This window comes from Psychrobacter sp. BF1, assembly GCF_019279065.1.
Classification (GTDB): Bacteria; Pseudomonadota; Gammaproteobacteria; order Pseudomonadales; family Moraxellaceae; genus Psychrobacter; species Psychrobacter urativorans.
Genome location: NZ_JAGYWV010000003.1, coordinates 106526 through 127816 on the forward strand (window position 1 = coordinate 106526; position 21291 = coordinate 127816).

21 protein-coding genes and 2 tRNA genes are annotated in these 21291 nt (G+C 40.4%); 4 read left to right on the top strand and 19 right to left on the bottom strand.

Going from position 1 to position 21291, the window contains the following annotated elements; genetic code table 11:
• The first annotated feature begins 364 nt into the window (after positions 1-364).
• Positions 365-499, top strand: a complete 135-nt coding sequence (locus tag KZA12_RS14835; RefSeq protein WP_256932832.1) for a hypothetical protein — start codon at positions 365-367, stop codon at positions 497-499.
• An 813-nt stretch (positions 500-1312) separates the two neighbouring features.
• Here the strand turns inward: KZA12_RS14835 and KZA12_RS05255 are convergent.
• The 6 genes from KZA12_RS05255 to KZA12_RS05280 form a co-directional block, all read right to left on the bottom strand.
• Positions 1313-3424, bottom strand: coding sequence for a TRAP transporter permease (locus KZA12_RS05255; RefSeq protein ID WP_256932833.1), 2112 nt, complete (start codon positions 3422-3424; stop codon positions 1313-1315).
• Positions 3396-3968 (bottom strand): DUF1850 domain-containing protein, encoded by a 573-nt coding sequence (locus KZA12_RS05260; RefSeq protein ID WP_201622761.1) that lies wholly within the window; start codon positions 3966-3968, stop codon positions 3396-3398. Before KZA12_RS05260 ends, KZA12_RS05255 begins: the two co-directional genes overlap by 29 nt.
• Positions 3946-4983, bottom strand: coding sequence for a TAXI family TRAP transporter solute-binding subunit (locus tag KZA12_RS05265; protein WP_373416583.1), 1038 nt, complete (start codon positions 4981-4983; stop codon positions 3946-3948). Before KZA12_RS05265 ends, KZA12_RS05260 begins: the two co-directional genes overlap by 23 nt.
• Before the next feature lie 232 nt (positions 4984-5215).
• Positions 5216-6115, bottom strand: a complete 900-nt coding sequence (locus tag KZA12_RS05270) for an SMP-30/gluconolactonase/LRE family protein (protein ID WP_218689478.1) — start codon at positions 6113-6115, stop codon at positions 5216-5218.
• A 94-nt stretch (positions 6116-6209) separates the two neighbouring features.
• Positions 6210-7373, bottom strand: coding sequence for an iron-containing alcohol dehydrogenase (locus KZA12_RS05275; RefSeq protein ID WP_218689479.1), 1164 nt, complete (start codon positions 7371-7373; stop codon positions 6210-6212).
• A gap of 188 nt (positions 7374-7561) precedes the next feature.
• Entirely contained in the window at positions 7562-8239 is a 678-nt protein-coding gene (locus KZA12_RS05280) for a DsbA family protein (RefSeq protein WP_218689480.1), read from the bottom strand.
• A gap of 268 nt (positions 8240-8507) precedes the next feature.
• Here KZA12_RS05280 and KZA12_RS05285 point away from each other — a divergent pair, with 268 nt between their 5' ends.
• Together KZA12_RS05285 and KZA12_RS05290 are read left to right on the top strand one after the other, a co-directional pair.
• Positions 8508-9872: a serpin family protein gene (locus tag KZA12_RS05285; RefSeq protein ID WP_218689481.1), complete on the top strand. Its 1365-nt coding sequence runs from the start codon at positions 8508-8510 to the stop codon at positions 9870-9872.
• 69 nt (positions 9873-9941) lie between these two features.
• The gene (locus KZA12_RS05290) at positions 9942-10298 is read left to right on the top strand and encodes a hypothetical protein (RefSeq protein ID WP_218689482.1); all 357 of its coding nucleotides are present in this window, start codon (positions 9942-9944) and stop codon (positions 10296-10298) included.
• A gap of 5 nt (positions 10299-10303) precedes the next feature.
• On the opposite strand, the gene KZA12_RS05295 is transcribed toward KZA12_RS05290, so the two are convergent.
• The 13 genes from KZA12_RS05295 to msrB form a co-directional block, all read right to left on the bottom strand.
• Positions 10304-10495 carry a hypothetical protein gene (locus tag KZA12_RS05295; RefSeq protein WP_218689483.1) on the bottom strand — a complete coding sequence of 64 codons (192 nt, stop codon included), beginning with the start codon at positions 10493-10495 and terminating at the stop codon, positions 10304-10306.
• 74 nt (positions 10496-10569) lie between these two features.
• Entirely contained in the window at positions 10570-11112 is a 543-nt protein-coding gene (locus KZA12_RS05300) for a hypothetical protein (RefSeq protein WP_218689484.1), read from the bottom strand.
• A 282-nt stretch (positions 11113-11394) separates the two neighbouring features.
• The gene (locus KZA12_RS05305; protein WP_218689485.1) at positions 11395-11757 is read right to left on the bottom strand and encodes a hypothetical protein; all 363 of its coding nucleotides are present in this window, start codon (positions 11755-11757) and stop codon (positions 11395-11397) included.
• Between the two features lie 269 nt (positions 11758-12026).
• Positions 12027-12350: a hypothetical protein gene (locus KZA12_RS05310; protein WP_218689486.1), complete on the bottom strand. Its 324-nt coding sequence runs from the start codon at positions 12348-12350 to the stop codon at positions 12027-12029.
• 50 nt (positions 12351-12400) lie between these two features.
• The gene (locus KZA12_RS05315; protein ID WP_256932834.1) at positions 12401-13039 is read right to left on the bottom strand and encodes a hypothetical protein; all 639 of its coding nucleotides are present in this window, start codon (positions 13037-13039) and stop codon (positions 12401-12403) included.
• 40 nt (positions 13040-13079) lie between these two features.
• Positions 13080-13364: a hypothetical protein gene (locus tag KZA12_RS05320; RefSeq protein WP_218689487.1), complete on the bottom strand. Its 285-nt coding sequence runs from the start codon at positions 13362-13364 to the stop codon at positions 13080-13082.
• A 53-nt stretch (positions 13365-13417) separates the two neighbouring features.
• The gene (locus tag KZA12_RS05325; RefSeq protein ID WP_218689488.1) at positions 13418-14764 is read right to left on the bottom strand and encodes a serpin family protein; all 1347 of its coding nucleotides are present in this window, start codon (positions 14762-14764) and stop codon (positions 13418-13420) included.
• Positions 14765-14854: 90 nt separating this feature from the next.
• Positions 14855-15325, bottom strand: a complete 471-nt coding sequence (locus tag KZA12_RS05330) for a DUF4825 domain-containing protein (RefSeq protein WP_218689489.1) — start codon at positions 15323-15325, stop codon at positions 14855-14857.
• Between the two features lie 48 nt (positions 15326-15373).
• The gene (locus KZA12_RS05335) at positions 15374-16765 is read right to left on the bottom strand and encodes a serpin family protein (RefSeq protein WP_218689490.1); all 1392 of its coding nucleotides are present in this window, start codon (positions 16763-16765) and stop codon (positions 15374-15376) included.
• A 217-nt stretch (positions 16766-16982) separates the two neighbouring features.
• Positions 16983-17059: transfer RNA gene (locus tag KZA12_RS05340), tRNA-Asp, on the bottom strand.
• 64 nt (positions 17060-17123) lie between these two features.
• Positions 17124-17199 (bottom strand) — tRNA-Val (locus KZA12_RS05345).
• Positions 17200-17582: 383 nt separating this feature from the next.
• Positions 17583-18071, bottom strand: a complete 489-nt coding sequence (locus KZA12_RS05350) for a glutathione peroxidase (RefSeq protein ID WP_218689491.1) — start codon at positions 18069-18071, stop codon at positions 17583-17585.
• A gap of 169 nt (positions 18072-18240) precedes the next feature.
• Complete coding sequence (gene msrB / locus KZA12_RS05355) at positions 18241-18666, bottom strand: peptide-methionine (R)-S-oxide reductase MsrB (protein WP_201623666.1); 426 nt, start codon at positions 18664-18666, stop codon at positions 18241-18243.
• A 662-nt stretch (positions 18667-19328) separates the two neighbouring features.
• Between msrB and KZA12_RS05360 the strand changes: the two genes are divergently transcribed.
• A complete protein-coding gene (locus KZA12_RS05360) occupies positions 19329-21122 on the top strand; it encodes an aminotransferase class I/II-fold pyridoxal phosphate-dependent enzyme (protein ID WP_218689492.1) in 1794 nt (597 codons plus the stop codon).
• Positions 21123-21291: the final 169 nt, after the last annotated feature.

Genomic DNA, 21291 nt, shown 5'->3' on the forward strand with positions numbered 1-21291 from the left:
ACTTTCATTAAATATCAATTGTTGCAATATAGTTAGCTAGCCTTGGGATACAGTGATTATCCGTTGACGCTGAGCTGATGGTTAAATACCGTTAAACAGGCGAGCTATAGCTTACAAATACGCCATTTTCTAACCTAACCATCTCAAAAAAAATAATTATTTCTTATTTACACTACAGCAACATTTACACAATGTCTACAAACACACAGTCAAACACTTTGCTCGGGCAGATTAGCTTAAACTTAGTATTATTTAAGGGGTTGTTAGTCAGCTAGGATAAGACGTCTCAATTAACTAGGCGGATAAACCACACTAGCAAACACTAAAACCGTCACCATGACCCTTATTGTCACTCTGATTTTAGATGGTTAACGCCTATACAGCAGCCACTCCAGCCAGCTATTTTTATTATGGTGAGCGGCAGCGGCAGCCGCTATCAGCTGATGACTTTTATACTGCCACGATGCCGCCACAAACTGAGGCGCTGCAACGCGGCTAACTGACCTAGATACCGCTACTCTCGTCTGGGCTAAACCATATTTCCAATCTAGTTAAAATAGGGACAAATGACCCTGCTATGATCTTAAAATTACTAGCACAGATAACCGTCATGCAACTTGCTTATTGCAATGCTGACCATCGGCTGATCAGCCTAATATTTTCATCGCTGACAACTTTAACCACTGACAATCTGAACTACTCACAGTCTTAAGCCCTGATAATCTTTAAGGTGACTTAGTGAATGATTAAACGTACCCTTAGGCTGCTATTTTTAAAAACAATTTCTTCTCAAATAAAGCACTGACTTTATAACTTATTTATTTTGTAACCTAATAATTCTGTAAACTGCTGACTCTTTAAACCATATTCTAGTCCTGCCTTATACTATCCATGACCAGCCCTTTGAGCGCTTCATTTGCCACTGTACTATTTGCCACTGTACTAGCTGCCAAAAGTTCACTGGTCAAGCTTATAACGATGTAACGGTTTTACTAAAGTCAGATATCAGTGATTTAAACCTAATAAGAACCAAATTTTGCCGTTGGGAACTGCTACTAAATATTAGCCGTGTCGAAAATACAGATGATTATTTAGCTAAATATAATGGCTTTGTGCAAAGTCAGGCTATGCTAATAAAGGCGCTGGCTAAAGGTTTATATAGCAGAGTAACTAAAAGCCAGTTACTAAAAATAGCTAACAAAAAAGGTCACCTCAAATGAAGTGACCTTTTTTTATAATGGGACTGTCGATAAGCGCCTAACTATGAACGCTTAGCTATAAGCGCTTAACTATGAACGCTGCGCATTCAACACTAAGCAGGAGAAGGGGTAGATAGCGACTTGCTAGCCTTGGTATTCAATACCGCTATAGCGACTATTATTACAGCGCCTATTACACTAGTTATAAGACCTGGATAAATCAGTAATAATGCTCCAGCTGCTAAAATACAGCGCACTATCAGATTCATATCACTTTTGAAATAGCCTTCTAAAGCTGCGCTAAGGGCCAAGACCCCAATGATTGAAGTCACTACTATAGTCACTATACTCATGATAGACGGCAGCGGAAAATCTTTCGCTGTTACTGCAAGCCCAGTCGGATCTATCATTAACATAGCAGGGCTATAGATAAACATAAAGGGTATGATGAATCCAGCTAATGCCAGCTTCAATGATAAGAATCCTGTTCTCATTGGATCACCACCTGAGATACCTGCGCCGGCAAAGGCAGCAAGGCACACTGGTGGTGTAATATTAGCAAAGATACCAAAGTAAAATACGAACATATGCGCTGATAAAATAGGAATATTAAAGCCTGCTAATGCCGGTGCTGCCATCGTAGCAGTAATAATATAAGCTGGGATAGAAGGTAGCCCCATGCCTAAGACCATAGATGCTAGCATGGTCAATACCAGAGTAAGGAACAAGGACCCTGCACCTAAAGTGACAATAGAGGAGGTCATTACCGTACCAAAGCTGGTCAAACTAACCACTCCGATAATAATACCTACTACTGCACAAGCGGCCATCACTGCTAATGACTGGCGTGCCCCATCCTCAAGAGCGCCTAGAATATCTTTGAACCCCATACGGGTCTCTTTGCGCAGCATACTTACTACCACTGTAAAGCCAATAGTATAAGCAGCGGCATAGCCTACTGGGACATTTTTTATTAATAAAAATATCAAAAATACTATGGGTAGTAGCATGTGGCCACGCGCTTTTAGTACTTCTTTTACTCGCGGTAAACTCTCTTTAGCGATCCCTTTTAGGTCGCGACGCCCAGCACGAAAATGTACTTGCGCGATCACACCTAAATAATAAAGTATCGCTGGCAATAGTGCGGCCAAGGCGATAGTGCTATAAGGTAGCCCCGTCGTCTCTGCCATAATAAAAGCACTGGCACCCATAATAGGTGGCAATATCTGCCCACCGACTGAGGCACTAGCTTCTACTGCTCCTGCAAAGTCTTTGTGATAACCTACTTTTTTCATTAGCGGAATAGTGAAAGCGCCAGTACTGACCACGTTCGATAAGGCTGAACCGTTGATACTGCCCATAAAGCCACTGGATATGACCGCAACCTTGGCTGGACCACCCTTTTTATCACCTGCCAGCGCCAATGCTAAGTCATTAAATAACTGACCCATACCAGAGCGTGCTAAAAATGCGCCAAACAAAATAAACAAAAAGATAAACGTAACTGACGCCCCAATAGCGACAGAATATAACCCTTCGGTCTTTAAAAATAACTGACCAAAAATATCGCCAAAATCATAAGGCCTAGTGAGTAGTCGATTCGGCATAAAGTCTAAGTGACTAATAAAAGGATATAGCAAAAATATACAAGCCAATATTGGCAGAATCCAACCAGTAATCCGCCGACTACCCTCAAGCACGCAAATAACGGTAATAATGGAGAAGATAACATCGACCTGATTGGCAATACCGCCACGTGAGGTCACAATACTTTGATACTCATATATCAAATAAGCCATCCCTGATAGCGATAGCACAAACCAAATCCAGTCGTACCAAGCAACTTTTTTGCGGCTACTGGTTTTACTAGCTGGAAAGATAAGGAAAATCAGTGCAAAACCAACTCCTACGTGCACAGAGCGTTGCAGCAATGCTGGCATCGGATTAAAGGTGATATATAAGTGAAAAATAGAATATAAAATACAAAGGATAGCAATAAAGTATTTTACAGGGCCATGAGTGATATGGCGGGTAATTGATTCGCGATCGTATTTTTCTAGTATCGCTTGCGTGACACTAGGATCAACATCATTATTGACATCGTTAACCACATCAATATCAGTATTAACCCCAGTATCTATATGACTAGTAGATTGATGCGCTAAGTTAGCATCATGGTTAGTTAAAGAAAACCCGCTATTGTGATCCTTCACGTGGGAGGTCATGACATAAGTCCTTTTTCCATCTATCTATTAGATTATAAGCTCTTGGAGTGATAGTCACTTCAGAATAGTCCGGCACTAACTTGTGGATTAGAATTCGGTTACCACCGTAGTCAATCTCACCTTGAGTCAGCCGTGATACTACCCAATTTAGAGCGGGTAGTTTTTGATTAATTTGATAGCCTATATAGCCAGGTTTTTGTACTTTAGCGAGCACTTCGGTCGATGGGGTGCCGGCCCCAAAAGCTTGAAAATAAGTAGTAGTCAACAGTAACCCCTCACTCTTACGGATATACTGCTCCTCCCACCACTGCTTCTCTACTGAATGAATCCAACGCAGTTGAAAGTTAGGTTCAACGAAATAACAGGTTAGTTCAGTATTGGCGACTTTACCCTCTCTATCACTACTATTAACTCGCACTTCAATGACATTCTGACGATCCACTATAGCGCATAGAGCAAAAACAACTAGCGCAGCAATCAATGCTGCGCCCGACCATAAATATAGTCCTAGCCATGAAGGTTTATTTCGCGGCTTGCTCGTCATAGTACTTTTTAGCTCCAGGATGCATAGGGGCTACCATGCCCTCACTAGCTGTTTTTAAGCTGATATCATTAGCCGCTTGGTGAGCTGTTTTTAGACCTTCTAAATTATCAAATATGGCTTTAGTTAATTTGTAACCGTCGTCTTCAGATAAATCAGCACGCACCAATAAAGCATTCATAATAGCAGCGGTTGGTATGGCCTTTTCATTGCCATAAGTACCTGCAGGAATCTCAAAGGTTTTGAAATAAGGCTTAGTTTTGATAATCTCGCTTAGCTTAGCTTGATCGATAGCGACTATTTGCAGTTTTATTCCTTGTTCCAACTCTAGTATTGATGAGTTTGGTAAGCCACTACTAATAAAAGCGGCCTCAATTTTACCTGATTTCATCGCATCAGCAGCGTCAGCAAAGCCTAAATAATCGACTTTAACATCATCATAAGTCATGCCAAAACCCTCTAGCAGAGTTCTAGCATTAACTTCGGTTCCAGAACCTTGGTCACCAACGGCAATACGCTTACCACGCAAATCTTCGATATTTTTAATGCCAGAGCCTTCAGAGGTCACTAGCTGAACAACGTTGGGATACAATACGGCAATCTGTTGAATGTTAGTGATCGGTGCTTCAAAGTTATTGGTGCCTTCAATCGCATCAGTGACTACGTCGCTCAGCGCTAGTACCATATCGACCTTACTTTGGGTCAACAAGTTAACGTTTTCTACTGATGCACCTGTGGTTTGAGTTTTGGAGTTAACCCCAAAAGTTTTAGCATAAATCTCTGATAGTGCGGTGCCGATAATATTATAAGGCCCTGATGCACCGCCTGTTGCTATAGTAACAAACTTAGTCTCAAGCTTATCTGCAGATACCGCAGCGTCTGTTGTCTTTGCTGTTGTGTCATCTGTTGCCGCAGTTTCTGAACTTGGAGAGGAACAGGCACTAATGGTTAAACTAGCCCCTAATATGGCAGATAGTAATAGTGGCGACTTTATAGTGTTAAACAGGGTATTAGACATTGAATTCATCCTTGAATAGTGTTGGTCTTATACAATAAGATAAGCTAAATTAAATATACTTTGTAATAATATAGCAATCTTCGCATTAAATAAACTATATTGCAACTTTCGATCTATAGCCTTAATTCAGCTTATTTGCCAGCTAACAATTTGTTAATAAAGGCTTTTATCGTTAGGGGTTTTAAACGCTTTGTTGCAAACCACATACAAAGTAAAGCAGCTTTAAATTAAATTAAGGCGTGCCAGCATGACCCACCTCAACCCTGACTGCTAGCATACGCCCTTTAGTTTCCGCTTTACGTGCCGCTTCATCCCAGTCAGGGGCTGCACACATAAACAAGGTATTGCCCTCTGCTCCACCAAGAGCAACCGCAAACACACCTTCAGGTGCAGTATCGATAGTCTCTAGTATTTCTCCGCCTTCAGCTATACGTACTGCACGCTGATTTAGAGTGTCTGCAATCCATACTGCTCCCTCAGCATCTAACGCTAAGCCATCTGGTAGTATTTTGGCATTGCCTATACGCACTCCAAGATTGGGCTCATCTCCCAACTCGCCAAAGCTGGCAAAATCGCGCTTGTCTCCCAAGGTGCCATCTTCATTAATAGTAAACTGCGATATTTTATTCCCGAACAGCTCGTTAACGATTAAGGTTTTTTGATCAGCAGAGATTACCATACCATTTGCAAAAGCTAAGCCCTCTGCTACTAGCTGTGAGCTACCATCAGGTTTTACAAGCACTAAGCCGGCGCTCTTATAATCAGCGCCACCCATTAAGTCAAAACCAAAGTTGCCGACATAAGCATCCCCATTAGGCGCTACCACCATATCATTGGCGTGGCCTGCACAATGCTGCCAGATATCAGCGTGCACCACTAACTCACCATTAGCCTCTAAGCGCATAACTTTACGATCTTTCATCGATACAATCAGCATCCGGTCATCAGGTAACCAGCCTAAACCCGAAGGTTGCTGCTCGATATGAACTCTCTTTTCTGCTACTCCCTCATCATTGACCCGATACACTCCTTGAGTATAAAAATCTACGAACCATAAGGCACCTTTGTGCCAGCGTGGTCCTTCTAGATAGTGAAAACCATCAACAACAACTTCTAATGAATATTTTGACATCTTTATCTTCCTTGATTAATAGACAAAACGAGTTAAAAACTAGCCGTGGCTAGCAGTAATTATAAGTACTTTACTAAGTACTTATGAGCAACTATCAGAGAATCTCCTCATATATTGCTGTGACTTGTTCTAAAGTCATGTCCTTAGGATTAGTGGCAATAAGCCGAGCGTAGGTATTGATAACGATATCAGCCAGCGCTGGAATGTCATTTTTAGTGATAGCTAACTCAGTTAAGCGATACTTGAGTCCACTAGTTTCTAAGAAGCGTTTTAACTGAACTATAAGCTCTCTTGCCGCATCTGAATCATTCATGGCAGCGGTTTGGATAGGCATAACCGCACGGGCGAGCTCAGCATATAAAGGAGCAGCAGCTGATAAATTAAAGCTAAACACTCCGCACATAACTAACGCATTAGCATGACCATGTGGAATATGAAAGTTAATACTCAAAGGATAAGAGAGGCCATGCACAGCAGCTACTGAAGAGTTGACAAAGGCCATGCCGGCTAAAGTGGAGCCTAGCAGCATTTCAGCACGAGCCTCGAGGTTATCGCCTTGATTGAGTACAGTATCAAAGTTATGCCATAGCATTTGTAGTCCTTTTAGGGCTAATGCATCTGAGATAACATTCTTTTTGCTACGGCTAGTATAAGCCTCAATGCAATGAACCATAGCATCAAGTGCCGTTGCTGCCGTGATATGACGAGGTAACTTTAGGGTCAGTGTCGCATCCAAAATAGCGACATCGGGAATAATCTTTGGGGTATAAATGGCTTTTTTGCTGCCATCCTTACTAGTAATAACCGATACAAAGGTAGCTTCAGCACCCGTTCCTGCAGTAGTAGGTATAGCGAAAAGCGCTGTTTTTTTAAAGTGACTTAGATCCACATCTAAGATATCGTTTATGCACTCAAAGTCATTAGCATGTAGAGCGACTATCTTAGCGGTATCAATAGAGCTGCCACCACCTAAGCCAATGACTAAGTCGCAGTTATTGGCTCTTGCCAGTGCCATGGCATCGTTGACCACTTCAGTTGGTGGATCGGCTACCACGCTGTCGAAAACAACCACTTTTATCCCCGATGCTTGTAGCGCTTGCTGAGCGATAGCAACATAGCCCAGTTGAGTGATACCAGCATCAGTGACGATAATGGCGCAGCTAGCAGCGTATTGCTTAGCTAACTCCCCAAGCTTTTGGCGCATGCTATCAGCTTCACTAATAATATGCCCATTAGTATAAAACTCAATTCCCATCATCAACGACTTCCTTATCTATAAAGCTTGGCTCATAAAAATGCTATATGAGCTTAATAATACAGTTTATAGCACTAATAACTAGCGAATTCTATAAACGGCTGTTCACATAAAACCTCAAGCGAAGTAATACTTGAGGTGAAACCTGCTTAGGCTTAAAGTTCTAACTTACGTAGCACTAAAAAAGCGATTTATTCAGCCATCTCAGCCAGCTGCTTTAAGATAATTCTATAGTTTTCTACCCCTTGTGCACCAGCGATCAGATGACGGTCATTAAAAATCACTGCTGGTACACTTTGAATACCTTGTTGCTGTGACCACTGCTCAGACTTGCGCACATCATCAGCAAAACGTTGATCTGCTAACACGGCTACTGCTGTAGCTCGATCCAAGCCAACTTCGCCAGCTATATCCGCCAATACCTCAACGGTAGAAATATCGCGGTTATTGGTAAAGTGCGCAGTGAATAAAGCTTGCTTTAACTCATGCATCTTATTTTGTTGCTTGCCCCAATGTAGCAGTTGATGCAAGTTAAAAGTATTATATATCCGACTATCATCATTAAAGTTAAAACTAAAGCCAACCTCGCTGCCCGCTGCTTGCATCCTATCTCTACTTTGCTGTGACTCTTCATCACTTACGCCATATTTTTCGGCCACATGCTCGCGTAGATTTTGACCTTCACCGTCTAGATTAGGATTAAGCTCGAACGGATGCCAGTGAATCTCGTAAGCCGTATTAGTCGACTCTAAGGCTTGCGCTAACTGTCGATAGCCGATAACGCACCAAGGACAAACCACATCTGATACGATGTCTATTTTTAATGGTGGTGTTGATGGTAGTGATGCTTGGCTTTTTGAATTGGTCATAACAACTCCTGTTAATGTTGACAATTTTACTGATGATTATTGTTAATAATAGCCTTATTAGCTAATGCTAGTGTTAGTAGCTGGTTGCCTTTATTTACTAAATTGATTCACTATAACTTGTTAAAAGCCTGCTCATTTTTAGCCAGCTACTCATCTCATCTATTGTATCGAACAGTTGTTTGATAGATTTACTCTGTGGTTGCTTGACTATAAACCTATATAACCTTGAGCTTATTAGCATAACTTTTACCTTATTAGCGACTATATTATGACCTTCAATCATTTAATACCTTCCCCAAAAATGCTATCTAAAATCTTATACCGAAGCTTGGCTCTTAGTAGCTTAGTTGTGGCTATAAGTGGCTGTAATAGTACTTATGTATTAACCAGTCCAGCTGATACTGCCAAGGTGCTCAAAACAGGTACTGACCCATCTAAGTCAGATGCGCAGCAAGACGCCATCCAACCAGTGCTTACTGATGATTCTGTTGCAACTCCTAAAGGCCTCAACCAAGTTGTCACCGCCAACAATCAATTCGCCATTGCGCTGTATCAACAGCTAAACGCTCAAGCCGATCAAAATAATAAAAACCTCTTCTTTTCACCTTATAGCTTATCGTCAGCGATGGCCATGCTCTATAACGCCGCGCAAGGTGAGACTAAACAGCAGATTGAGCAGGTTTTTTATTATCCAAAGGTAGCGACTCTCAATGCCAACAGTGCAGCGCTATATCAGCAATTTAATAAGCCTAATCCGGATTATCAGTTTGTCAGCGCTAATGATATATGGATAGCGCAAGGGCTAAAGCCTAATAAAAGCTACTTAGATACGCTCGCCCACTATTATGGCAGTCAAGTCACCAACCTTGACTTTAAAAACAGTCCTGAAGCTGCGCGCTTAAAGATCAACGCAACTATTGCTGATTATACCCAGCAGATGATCCCAGCTTTAATGTCGCCAAGTAGTATCAGTGCTAATACGGCTACTGTATTGACCAATGCTGTTTACTTTAAAGGAGACTGGCAGACGCCATTTAACCCCAGCGAAAAGAAGCTATTTAGCTTATTTGATGGCAACACTGTCACTATAGATATGATGCATAACAAGGCTGATTTTGCTTATACGGAAGATGAGCACGCACAGATAATCAAACTGCCTTATAAAGGCGAAGCGCTCTCCATGATGGTAATACTGCCCAAAGCCAAAGATCAAGCAGCGATGCACAATCTAAGCGAGAGTCTTAGTACAAACCAGATTGAGCAGTGGAATAAAAGCCTAGTAAAACGTGAGGTAATAGTAGATTTACCGAAATTCAAACTGCAACAAAGCTATGAGATGACGCCATTATTATCTAAAATGGGCATGCCTATAGCTTTTAGTAGTCAGGCGGATTTTAGTCTGTTTAGTGATCAAATAGCGATGAAAGTCGATGCGATGGTACATCAAGCAGTGATTGAAGTGGATGAAACAGGGACTAAAGCTGCGGCAGCGACAGGCGTCATTATTGTACCTATGTCGCTTGGCTACTCTACCAACCGTATTGAGTTCACTGCCGATCATCCGTTTATATTTGTGATTAAGGATAACGCAACAGGGACGATACTGTTCTTGGGTCAAGTCAATAAACCTTGATAGTTTAAAAGGCTATTATCAAAAACCTTTGTTAAAAGCTATTATTAACTGTGCAAATCAGAGCAAGTCATGAAATATTTTTATTCATTAGCAACATGGGAATCCATAAAAAAGACATGCGCAACCGACAGCTGGGAGAGCTACTTTAATAAACATGGGGCGGACGGTACATTGCTAGATACTTATACTTATACTTATACTTATACTTATACTGACGATACCGTGAGCTTTATTAATCCAACTAATGATAAAGCCATCAAACTTACTTATGATCCAAGTCAAAAGGATCTCATGGATTACTGGCTCAGTAATTTTGGCGATGAAGGGTCAGGCAGTGTTGAAGTACTTAATATTTATTATAGGCATCCACATGAATCTCTACCGCTTATTGAGCATTTAATAAAAGATTGGCTTAATGAGGGTTAAAACACTTAAATAAACAGGGTGCAATAAGCTTTATTATCTTTATCAAATTCTTTGCCAAGTAGCTTAACAGGCCTCAACGTTTCCCCACCGTCGCTTGAAACCATAACTATCAGCTCTTGATCTTCAAAAGTTTTTAATTCATCAATAACTTGAGCGATACTTTTATCTTTTTCGCCCCATTCATTCTGGTTAGTCATAGATTAACCTTATATGTATAGCGATTATAAAATTCAGATTGTATTAAATTAGGAAACATAACAGCAATTAAGAATTAATCCATAATATACAGCCCTGTGCCACCAACTTCCCAATACTCATCAGCAATGCAATGATCTGGTACAGGAACATATTCCATGTCAGACGGATAAGAGGTCCAAAACTCTCTAATGGTTCCGCGTCCACTCATCTCAACATAATCGCCATCTCGATAAATCTTGTCATTGACTTCAATAGCTTGACCATTATCGATAAATTTTGAGTAGCCAGGAAAAATAGGCATACTGGCAAAATCGTCTGGCGCTGTAGATTCCTTATAATAATCCTTAGGATAGGTCAGCGTGACACAGCCGTTTTTTATAGTAAGTCTACCTTCATTGCGAGCTTCATACTCTGTCACCACACTACCTACAGGTAATGGATCGCTTGAGCCATAAGTAGGTAGTACAAATTCAGGCTTAGCATCTAGAGTGTCTGAACTAATGCTTGTAGTGTTGTTCGCTGGATTTTCAGTTAGCTCAGTGGATTCTTGAACAGGGTTTTGACAGCCTGTAACCAGTAAAGAAACGATAGTAAGTATCGGAATATAAGTTTTCATTTTTTAGTCTCCATAATTGAATATTAGAAAAATGTTGTTTATACGCATTTTTGGAAATCTTGGAAGTCTGAGGGTGAAGGCGCAGAGTACACTGCTGTACTAAATAGCTGCCATGCTGCTAACTACTGGATGATAGGTTATATAGAAAGAATGGATATCAATAGAATTGGTAAATAAGTATTCTTGACCTGAAATATTTATACTTACATAGATCTTATTTAATAACAGCTACTATGAAATAGTAGCTGTTTTGATTTTTATAGAGAGGGTGCCATTTGAATTTTAATTTGGTATGAAGATTTCTAGATCCGAGCATTCATTAAGGTTATGTTCTTTTTTAAACGCGGCACTATCACCTACACCACCCCCACCTACTCGAATATAATTACCTTCAGTGTATTTTTTACCTTCGTATACCAAAGAGTTTTCGGTAAGATCAGATATGACTTGATCTCCTAATATTGCTAACTGAACGCCTTTTTCTCCTTCAGGTCTCACTATTATGCAATTATCAGTAAAATGAAGATATCCATCAAATGCAGCTGTCATAGTTGCTTGACCTATTATGGGCTCTTGTTCCTGTTTTTCATTAGCTTCAAACTGAGAACAAGAAGATAAGAATAAGAAAGCCAATATTAATGACATCTTAAAATCATGGGACAATTATACTTACTCCAATTTTATTAAAATAATCTACACTAATACAAATGGCTAATCCTTCACTCAAAAATTAACGTGCTGGACATCTGAGATGTACATCTACTATTTTGATGCTTTAATTCAGTAGTGTGAATGAGTCACAGTTTAAGGTTCAAGTCCTTACTACGAAATCATACCTATTTAATCAAATCAGTAAATAATCTCTAACCAAATAAGTTTGGATACTGGTAATGGCTTTCAAGTAATCGTTATTCTTAAGTCAGCTGCTTTGCTTTATAAGCCACGCGCATATCAAAACCACAATCGGAGCGTTTATTCTTATCTGCCCAGGTTAAGTCGTATTGTGGCAGCGGCTTATTTGAAAAGTTTGGTTGTATGGTGTGGGTTAACTTATTGAAATCACTGTCGCTCATATCTGTTGCGGTAATTGATTTTTCTAATACGCTTACGGCTGTATTAACATGATTGTTCTCTACTGTGCTCTTAGTCGTACTCGTACTCGTACTATATAGCGCATCACAAGACATCAAACTTAACCCAAATATCATTAAGCCTGTTACTTTATATAAAGCATTCATTGCAACTCCTTATTTTATATTTCCATAGTCTCTCGTTAAGTATGGAGGCGTTATATCCACTGCCCAAACCATAACTTAATCTTTTCCCAAAATGATGTTTGAGGATGGTTTTCTTGTTCGGACACACTTTTATTGGCGTTGCTAGGGAACGCCGCGTTCAGCTTATTGCAGGTAGGATATTTGGCTTGCAGCTGCTGTAAATAATATTCCTGATCCTCTCCTATAAATCCATCTAATATGCCGATACCATCGTGGCTATCATGGCGACAACTGCCGTTTTCTCGGTTCCATGCTAAAAAAGGCACTAAAGGTTTGCCAATTATTAATTTGTCGTCTTTACAGTCTAATGTTGCCAGTGATACTACCGTATAGTCTGCTGGTTTCCCGCCATCTTGGTTATAAGCCAAACCAATAATTAAGTCATTGGGCTGAATACTTTTGAAGTCAGAATGAGTTTGCCATTGCTCAGGCTTAGAGTAAAAAAACCACATTCTAAGGGTACGAAAGACAAAGCGTGGATTGCTAAATTGCAAGTCGAAGCCTTTTTGCTGATCATCTATTAGTGTGGGCTGCGATGATTGCAAACGAGCAATAAATACATCGTTTGGTGAATGCGGCATACAAGCCCATACCTTTTGCATGGACAAAAATAGTATGATTAAAATAGGCAGGCGATATAAAAAACGCATTTTATAATCCTTTTTTCAAAAATCAGTCACCTGAAGTTTATTAGGTGCGACTAATAAATCGATAAATATCAGCACATAGTGTCCAAACAAACCAAATCAATATCGCAGCACACAAACCAAAGCCAATAATAATAATGCTTATTCTAATACCGAAATCCAGATTGCCATTCCAAATATAGGGTGCAATGGGTGGTCCCATCGTGGCAGCAAAAGCTAATAAGTAGCCTGATACCATGGTAAAGCCTGCAATCATAAAACGTATCGCTGTTATTATTGCCTTATCAACACAGGTATCACCCCTTTTATGTTTTAGAAACTTAAACATGGTTATCCTTATAGTTAGCTACTTAACTCCCTATCTATTTCTATTGCCTTCAATTAAGGCTTATTCACTTGCCCTAAAAACAATATCGCATCGGTTTTATTGTCTTTAATTACAAACATAAACGGATGGTCGGCTTTAAATTCGACGGGATAAGACATACCAACGTACATACCTACAGCACCGGCTGCCGCCGCCGCTTCGGTCCCTTTTTCATCGACGGTGACTACCGCTTGATGATAAACCTCATCGAGCTTTATCGGTGGGCCATCAGCATATAAGTTAAATTCAGCCCCATTATTAAACGCTCTTGGCATACCCATATCAGCGAGCAATGTTTTCATCTGATAACGCGCATCTAACTTAAACTTTGGCAGATGAATGTTCACCTCTTGTCTTACTAAGCCTGAACGCCATTGCTTAATCTTAGTTGCACTTAAACTCTTAGCTAATTGCTGCATAGCAAGTTTATGATTGAGTTTGGGTAATACTACGAGCATAGATAGGTCATCGCCTTTATAAGGTAATTGCACGACCTGTATATGTTTGTCCTCATAATAGTCAAAATAAGACTGTTGTCGCATCATCTGGACACTAGAGGCTCTGCCGATAGCATTATAAAAAGGCTGGGTACTGGTGCTTTCAGCGGTAAAAGGCAGGGTCCAATCGCCTTTAAAATAGATGGCATTGGTTAGCACCACAGCAGTATCAGATTTAATACTCCCCTTAGGTAGTAATTCAGGGATCAATTGATTGGTTTTATCGGCTATCTTTTTATTGATGGTCTGACGCGCAGGATCAGGACTACCTTCAAAATCAACAGCGGTCACTTGGCCGCTGTAATAACGTTGCACGGTGTCTATGTAAGATTTAGTGGGTGTTAACCCTTGTTGCATCCATAAGTCATTGACCGTGGCCAGCTTGTAGTCGGGGTTGAGTTTATTGAATTGGTTATAGAGCGCGGCACTATTAGGGTTTAGGATAGCTGGTGCTGGATAATGAAAGGTCTTCTGAATTTGCGCTTTCGTTTCCCCTTCGGCTGCGGCATAGAGCATGGCCATCGCAGTAGACAAGCTATACGGTGAGAAAAAAACGTTGTCATCTACTTGCTCAGGCTGCCCATTTATCTGCTGATACATGTCAATGGCGAATTGATTGTTGGCAGTGATGACTTCAGCTATACCCTCTGGTGTCGAGATCAAAGCCTTTCCCTCAATAGGAGGCGCTTGAGGGTTAATATTTGGCTGATTATGAGGAATGGTATCTGTTACAGCACCCGCTCTATTATTTCTTATAGTATTGTCACAGCCACTGACCATCAATAATAGGCTGGTAACAGCTAAGGCACTGATGACACGATTATGGGCTGCATATCTAAAGTAGCAAAGTGAGTCATTTTTCATATCAAGCTCAATAATAAATTATAATTAAAAGAATGGCACTCTTTTCGGCTGCTGTATAGGAATCCGCAAAGATATATATAATTGACGGTTTTAAAATAACTGATTTACTTTGTATTCATCATCCCATCTCTTTTGTATTAGCGTTTTCAGCTCCTCTTCACTTTGTAATGTGCTGAAATCTTCCCCGTACCACTCTATTAGAGCGTCTTTTGTTATCTTGTATTGTTGATGGTCAAAATTAAATGTTATCCACTCTGCATTTTGAATCAACGCAAATAAGTAAGTGGCATTATATATTACAGTTCTTCTATCATTGTTTTCTGACTCTGACCCGTCATAATTTAAGATGATCCCATAGGGCATCTCTTTGGTTTTAAGCTCGAGCCCCCTGAAGTTATCTGATTGCATAGAGCGATTTACAATATTGATGACTGCACTATTATCACCAACATAAGCATTCTTGTATTGAAACAAATCCGCTTCACTGGTCTTCGTATTACACCCACTGGCGACTGAAACCACCAACAGTGAACACGATAATAATTTAAGCATTTTTTTCATAATGTCTCATCAATAGTTATTTAAGTCTTAATACCATCATTCGCTCTTTTAAGGCTTATTCACTTGCCCTAAAAACAATATCGCATCGGTTTTATTGTCTTTAATCATAAAGATAAACGGATGATCGGCTTTGAATACAGGTGGCGGAGCAGACGCAGCAGTTGCATCAGCAACAATACCCGTCGCTGCTGCCGCTTCGGTTCCTTTCTCATCCACGATGACCACTGCTTTGTGATAAACATCATCAATCTTTATAGGCGGGCTATCGTCAAATAAGTTGAACCCAGCCCCTTTTTGAAAAGCCCTTGGCATGCCCATATCCGTGAGTAGGTTTTTCATCTGGTAGCTTGCTTCAAGCCTGAACTTTGGCAGATGAACATTCACTTCTTGAGTGACTAACCTGTTATTCCACTGTTTAATCTTATCAGCGCTCAAATCACGTATCAGCTGCTGCATCGCAGCTTTGTCTTTTGATTTTGGCAATACCACTAGCATGGATAAACCCTCACCTTTGTAAGGCAATTGCACGATCTGCACTTGCTTATCCTCGCTATAACCAAAATTCGCCTTTAGTTGCATCATTTTTATATTAGGGCTTGTACCCACATGGTTATAAAAAGGCTGCTCACTGGTGCTCTGAACCTCGAAAGGCATTTTCCAATCGCCCTTAAAATAAACCGCGTTGGTTAATACGGCAACCGTGATGGGCTTGATACTGCCCTTCGGTAATAATTCAGGAATCAGCTGATTGGTATGCTGAGCAATTTTTTTATTAATGATGATGCGTGAAGGCTCAGGATTGCCTTCAAAATCAAGGTTGGTGACTTGACCGCCATAATAACGTTGTACGGCATCGACATAGGATTTAGTGGGCGTTAACCCTTGCTGCATCCATAAGTCATTGACTGTGGCGAGCTTATAATCAGGATTGGGTTTGTTAAATTGATTATAGAGCGCGGCGCTATTGGGGTTGAGAATATCCATTGAGGGATAATGCAGGGTCTTTTGAATTTGCTGCTTGGTTTCTCCTTCCGCTGCGGCATACAGCATTGCCATCGCCGTAGACAAGCTATAAGGTGAAAAAAACACGTTGTCATCTGCTTGCTGATTCTGCCCATTTATCTGCTGATACATATCAATTGCGAACTGATTGTTGGCAGTAGTGACTTGTGTGATGCCGTCTGGTGTTGAAGCAGAATCATCAGCAGCAATAAAATCAACCAGACTATTTGCTTGAGGGTCAGCGTTGCTTTTGGCTTTATCTGGTAAGGATGATTTGTCTCGATTTGCTGTGGTATTGGCTGCGCTGTCAGTGGGCTTAGTACCCTTCATTGTGCTGTCACAGCCACTGACTACGAATAATAGACTAGTGATAGCCAATGCACTTATGATACGGTTACCATATACTTTTTTAAGATAACAATACTGGTTATTGTTCATATCTGCTTCACTAATAATGTAGAGTTAAGATGATGCCATTCTAGTATCATCTCTATACAATCGTTTAGTGTATTTTGGTAAGCAGACCCATCTATTTATTTATTTATTTATGCTGACCTACTTTTAAGAGAAATGCAGACACAAAAAAACCCCAAGTAAATGAATACTTGAGGTTTAAACTTTGCTTAAACTTAAAAAGTTAACTAAGTTTTAAATATGGCGCAGCGGACGGGACTCGAACCCGCGACCCCCGGCGTGACAGGCCGGTATTCTAACCAACTGAACTACCGCTGCTAAGGTCGTTTTAGTTTATTTAACCACTCAGTGTACTACTTAAGAGTAACACTATACTAAATAGTGGTGGGTGATGACGGATTCGAACCGCCGACATTCTGCGTGTAAGGCAGACGCTCTACCAACTGAGCTAATCACCCTGAGAACCGTTAAAAAATTGCACTGCAATTTTAGGTTCGCAAGGAAAATCCTTTAAATAGGATTTTCTAGAATTTCCAAAACATTGCTGCTTTTTCCACTCTATTCGAAATCCTGTAATAAGGATCTCTTAGAAGTTCTAATAGCTAAAGTTGTCACCCTCTAACCTCTCAAAACCTCCAACAGCTAATAACTAATTAAAGCCCCTTGCTGTGGGTGTGTATTATATACAAATCCTATGCCCTGTCAAATATTATTTAGCAGTTTATGGCTTATTTTTTAACTGCTAGCCAATAATAACAGCAAGCAGTTGTTTTTATTGACTTTATATCTTTGCTAAAACAGTGCATTAATTGTTTATTTACTCGCCAATAGTAGCTAGTTGCTATTTACTAACTGCCAATGCCTTTTCAATATCTGCTTTGATAGCTTCGGGCTTAGTCACTGATGCATAGCGATCAATAACTTGTCCATCACGGCCAATCAGAAACTTAGTAAAGTTCCATTTGATACCATCGGTTAATAGACCGCCTTTTTGTTCCTTTAGCCAATTAAAGATAGGATGAGCGTCTTCACCATTGACATTGACTTTGGCCATCATAGGAAAGCTTACGCCATAGTTCTTTTGACAAAAAGCACCAATCTCATCATTACTGCCTGGATCTTGGCTACCGAATTGGTTACAAGGAAAACCAATAACCGTTAGACCTTGGTCTTTATACTGCTCATTAAGTGCCTCTAGGCCTTCAAATTGCGGAGTAAAACCACATTTGCTAGCGGTGTTAACTACCAGCAGTACTTGTCCTTGGTAATCAGCGAAAGATTGCGCCGTGCCATCCATACGTTCAGCGGTAAAATCATAGATATTACTCATTACTCTTCCTTAGTTTAATTATTGCTTATGATTGCTATATTTAAAGATGTTTAAACGTTAGAGCTAATGATCAATAAAAAAGTAAGGAAATCATTACAAGCTTCCTTACTAGATATTAAAGCACTAGATGTTAAAGCACTAGCAATCACTAGCTAGGAATGTAAGCTAATTAGTCTTCAGCTTTATCCAAGTCTATAGAGGCTGAATTGATGCAATAGCGCATACCAGTAGTCTCACGTGGACCATCAGGGAATACATGTCCTAAGTGGGCTCCACAATTACTACAAGTGACCTCTGTACGGCGCATACCTAATGAATCATCGACATGCTCATCAATAGCAGCATTGTCGATACCTTGATCAAAGCTTGGCCAGCCACAACCTGCATCAAACTTGCTAGTTGAATCGAACAAGTTAGCGCCACAACCCTTACAGCGATAGACACCTTCGTCCTCAGTATCGTTATAAACGCCAGTAAATGGACGCTCTGTGCCCTTCTCACGCATCACATGATACTCTTCAGCACTCAAGCGCTGTTTCCAATCAGCTTCTGTCAATTGGGTGATTTCTTCTTTGCTAAGTTGATTGTCTTGCATAACGTATTCCTTACTGTTTTTAGTTAACGGTAACCAACAAACTGATTGCAACATTCAATAATTGCTAGTTGCCTAATATATGGGTGTTTTACTGGCTGTTGCAAGGGTTGATAGGTGGTTTTTACTAAACTTACACTCGATAAGGTAACTCCTAATCTATAGCTGTCTACTCCCCTTAACTGTCTACTAAGCTAAGCTTTAACAAGTTTTTGTAACTACAAATTATGCCGGGAAATCATGCAGTATAGTGCTTAGCGTTCCTATGATATAGGGTGCAGCTCTATATCTATCAGCGGTTAATTGCAAACGTTTCAGAAAGCTTACAAATGCAAGCATATCTTGCATTAATAATGTTATAAAGTGCTTGCAACCTTAAAGCAAATGCAATAATATCTTGCATTAAGCACTGAAAAAAGTCGGCTTATTCTAACAAGTTAAGCGCTAAGCACCCACTGTAATACTTAAATACCCTTATAAGATCCGTTTATAATTCTATGTAACCTAATCAGTATCCTGATGACTTATTATCAATGACTTTTAGTAGTTGACCTTTATCGTCGTTATTCTGATTAACAGTAATTGCAAACCGTCAACTATAGAGTAGTTCATATGGCTTGCCCCATAAGTCTTTAGTACTCTCTATAAAAAAGGGACAGATGATAATGAATGATAATCAAGATAAGTTAGCCCAAGCTCAACGTTTAGTAGCATTACGTCGCAAAAAAGGACTAACTGCCGCTCAGTTAGCACAGGCTATGACCGAAGCTGGCGCAAAAGTTAGCCGTGGCGCTATTTCTAACTGGGAGCGCGGTACTAACGGTATTGTCTCCTCTAAGCTCCCTACTCTAGCAAGCATACTAGGCTGTAGCGAAGGCTACTTATTACGTGGCGACATCCAAACCGAGATAAGTATAAGCGAGAGTAGTAAGCATATTAGTTCTAAATTAAAACAACAAGCAACACCCGTCATGGTTAGTCAGAAAAGTATTTCAACCCAAAACGTAACTCTAGCCGTTCCTATCGATAATCAGCCTCGCTCTACCAGTACTACTGACTCAGCGAAATCTGAAAGCGACTCTTCAGCGGCTCCTGTTAAATATATAAATTTGCAAGATAAACCAGCTAAGGATAGTAAAACTATGAGCCCATTAAAAAAATCCGATAAGTTACAAAACGTTTGTTATGATATCCGTGGCCCGTTACTAAAAGCGGCTAATAAGATGGAGTCAGAAGGTCAACGTATTCTTAAGTTAAACGTAGGCAATCCAGCGCCTTTCGGTTTTGATGCCCCACCTGAAATCCTGCGTGACGTAGCCATGAATCTGCCTGATGCTATCGGTTATTCAGACTCGCAAGGTATATTTTCTGCACGCAAAGCGGTATTGCATTACTATCAAGCCAAAGGTTTGCTGTCAGCAGTAGATGTCCGTGATGTCTATTTGGGTAACGGTGTCTCTGAGCTGATTGTTATGACTATGCAAGCACTGATGAGTGACGGCGATGAGGTGCTAATTCCTATGCCTGATTACCCATTATGGACCGCAGCAGCTAACCTAGCTGGTGGTACCGCCGTGCATTATCGTTGTAACGAAGAAGATAACTGGCATCCTGATATCGAAGATATTAAGTCTAAAATTACCAGCAAAACTAAAGGTATTGTTATCATCAACCCGAATAACCCAACGGGTGCACTATATACTAATGAGCTATTAGAACAGATCATTGAAGTAGCTATAGAACATGATTTAGTGATTATGGCTGATGAAATCTATGACCGAGTACTTTATGACGACATGGTTCATACGCCAATGAGCACTTTGACCGATCAAGTATTGATCTTGTCGTACAGTGGCTTATCAAAATCACATCGTATTGCTGGTTTCCGTGCGGGTTGGATGATGGTTTCTGGCAAAAAGCAACATGCTACTGACTTTATCGAAGGTCTAGACATGCTAGCTTCTATGCGTTTGTGCTCTAACGTACCAGGCCAATATGCTATCCAAACAGCGATGGGCGGCTATCAGAGCATGAAAGAGCTGACCTCTACTAAAGGACGTCTATTTAAGCAACGTGAATTAACTATTTCTCGTCTTAATGCGATTCCAGGTATTTCTTGTACTATGCCTCAAGGTGCCTTTTACTGCTTCCCTAAAATGGATCCTGCTGTCTACCCTGTCGAGGATGACATGCAATTCATGATGGACTTGTTGATTGAAGAAAAAGTGCTAATGGTTCAAGGTACTGGCTTTAACTGGGACGCACCTGATCACTTCCGTGTAGTGTTCTTGCCAAACTTAGATGAGCTTGAGAACGCTATGGATCGTTTAGATCGCTTCTTTGCTAAGAAACGTAAGCAGTATGGTACTGATAAAGCCCAAAATCCTCGCGCTGTAGAAGTTAAAGCCGAAGACAATAAAAGCTCTAAGGCTGCAAAACCTGAAACTTTAAATGCCTAAAAGCTTAAGAGTAATAAGGTAATAATGATTTAAATCTGTTGAATAATTAGACCCTTAAGCAATAAAAAACGCTTAGCGATATTGAATCGCTAAGCGTTTTTTATTGCTTACCCTGTTTATGGGCTGATAGCTTTGGTAAAGCTCAAAGCCGACTATCTACTACTCGCGC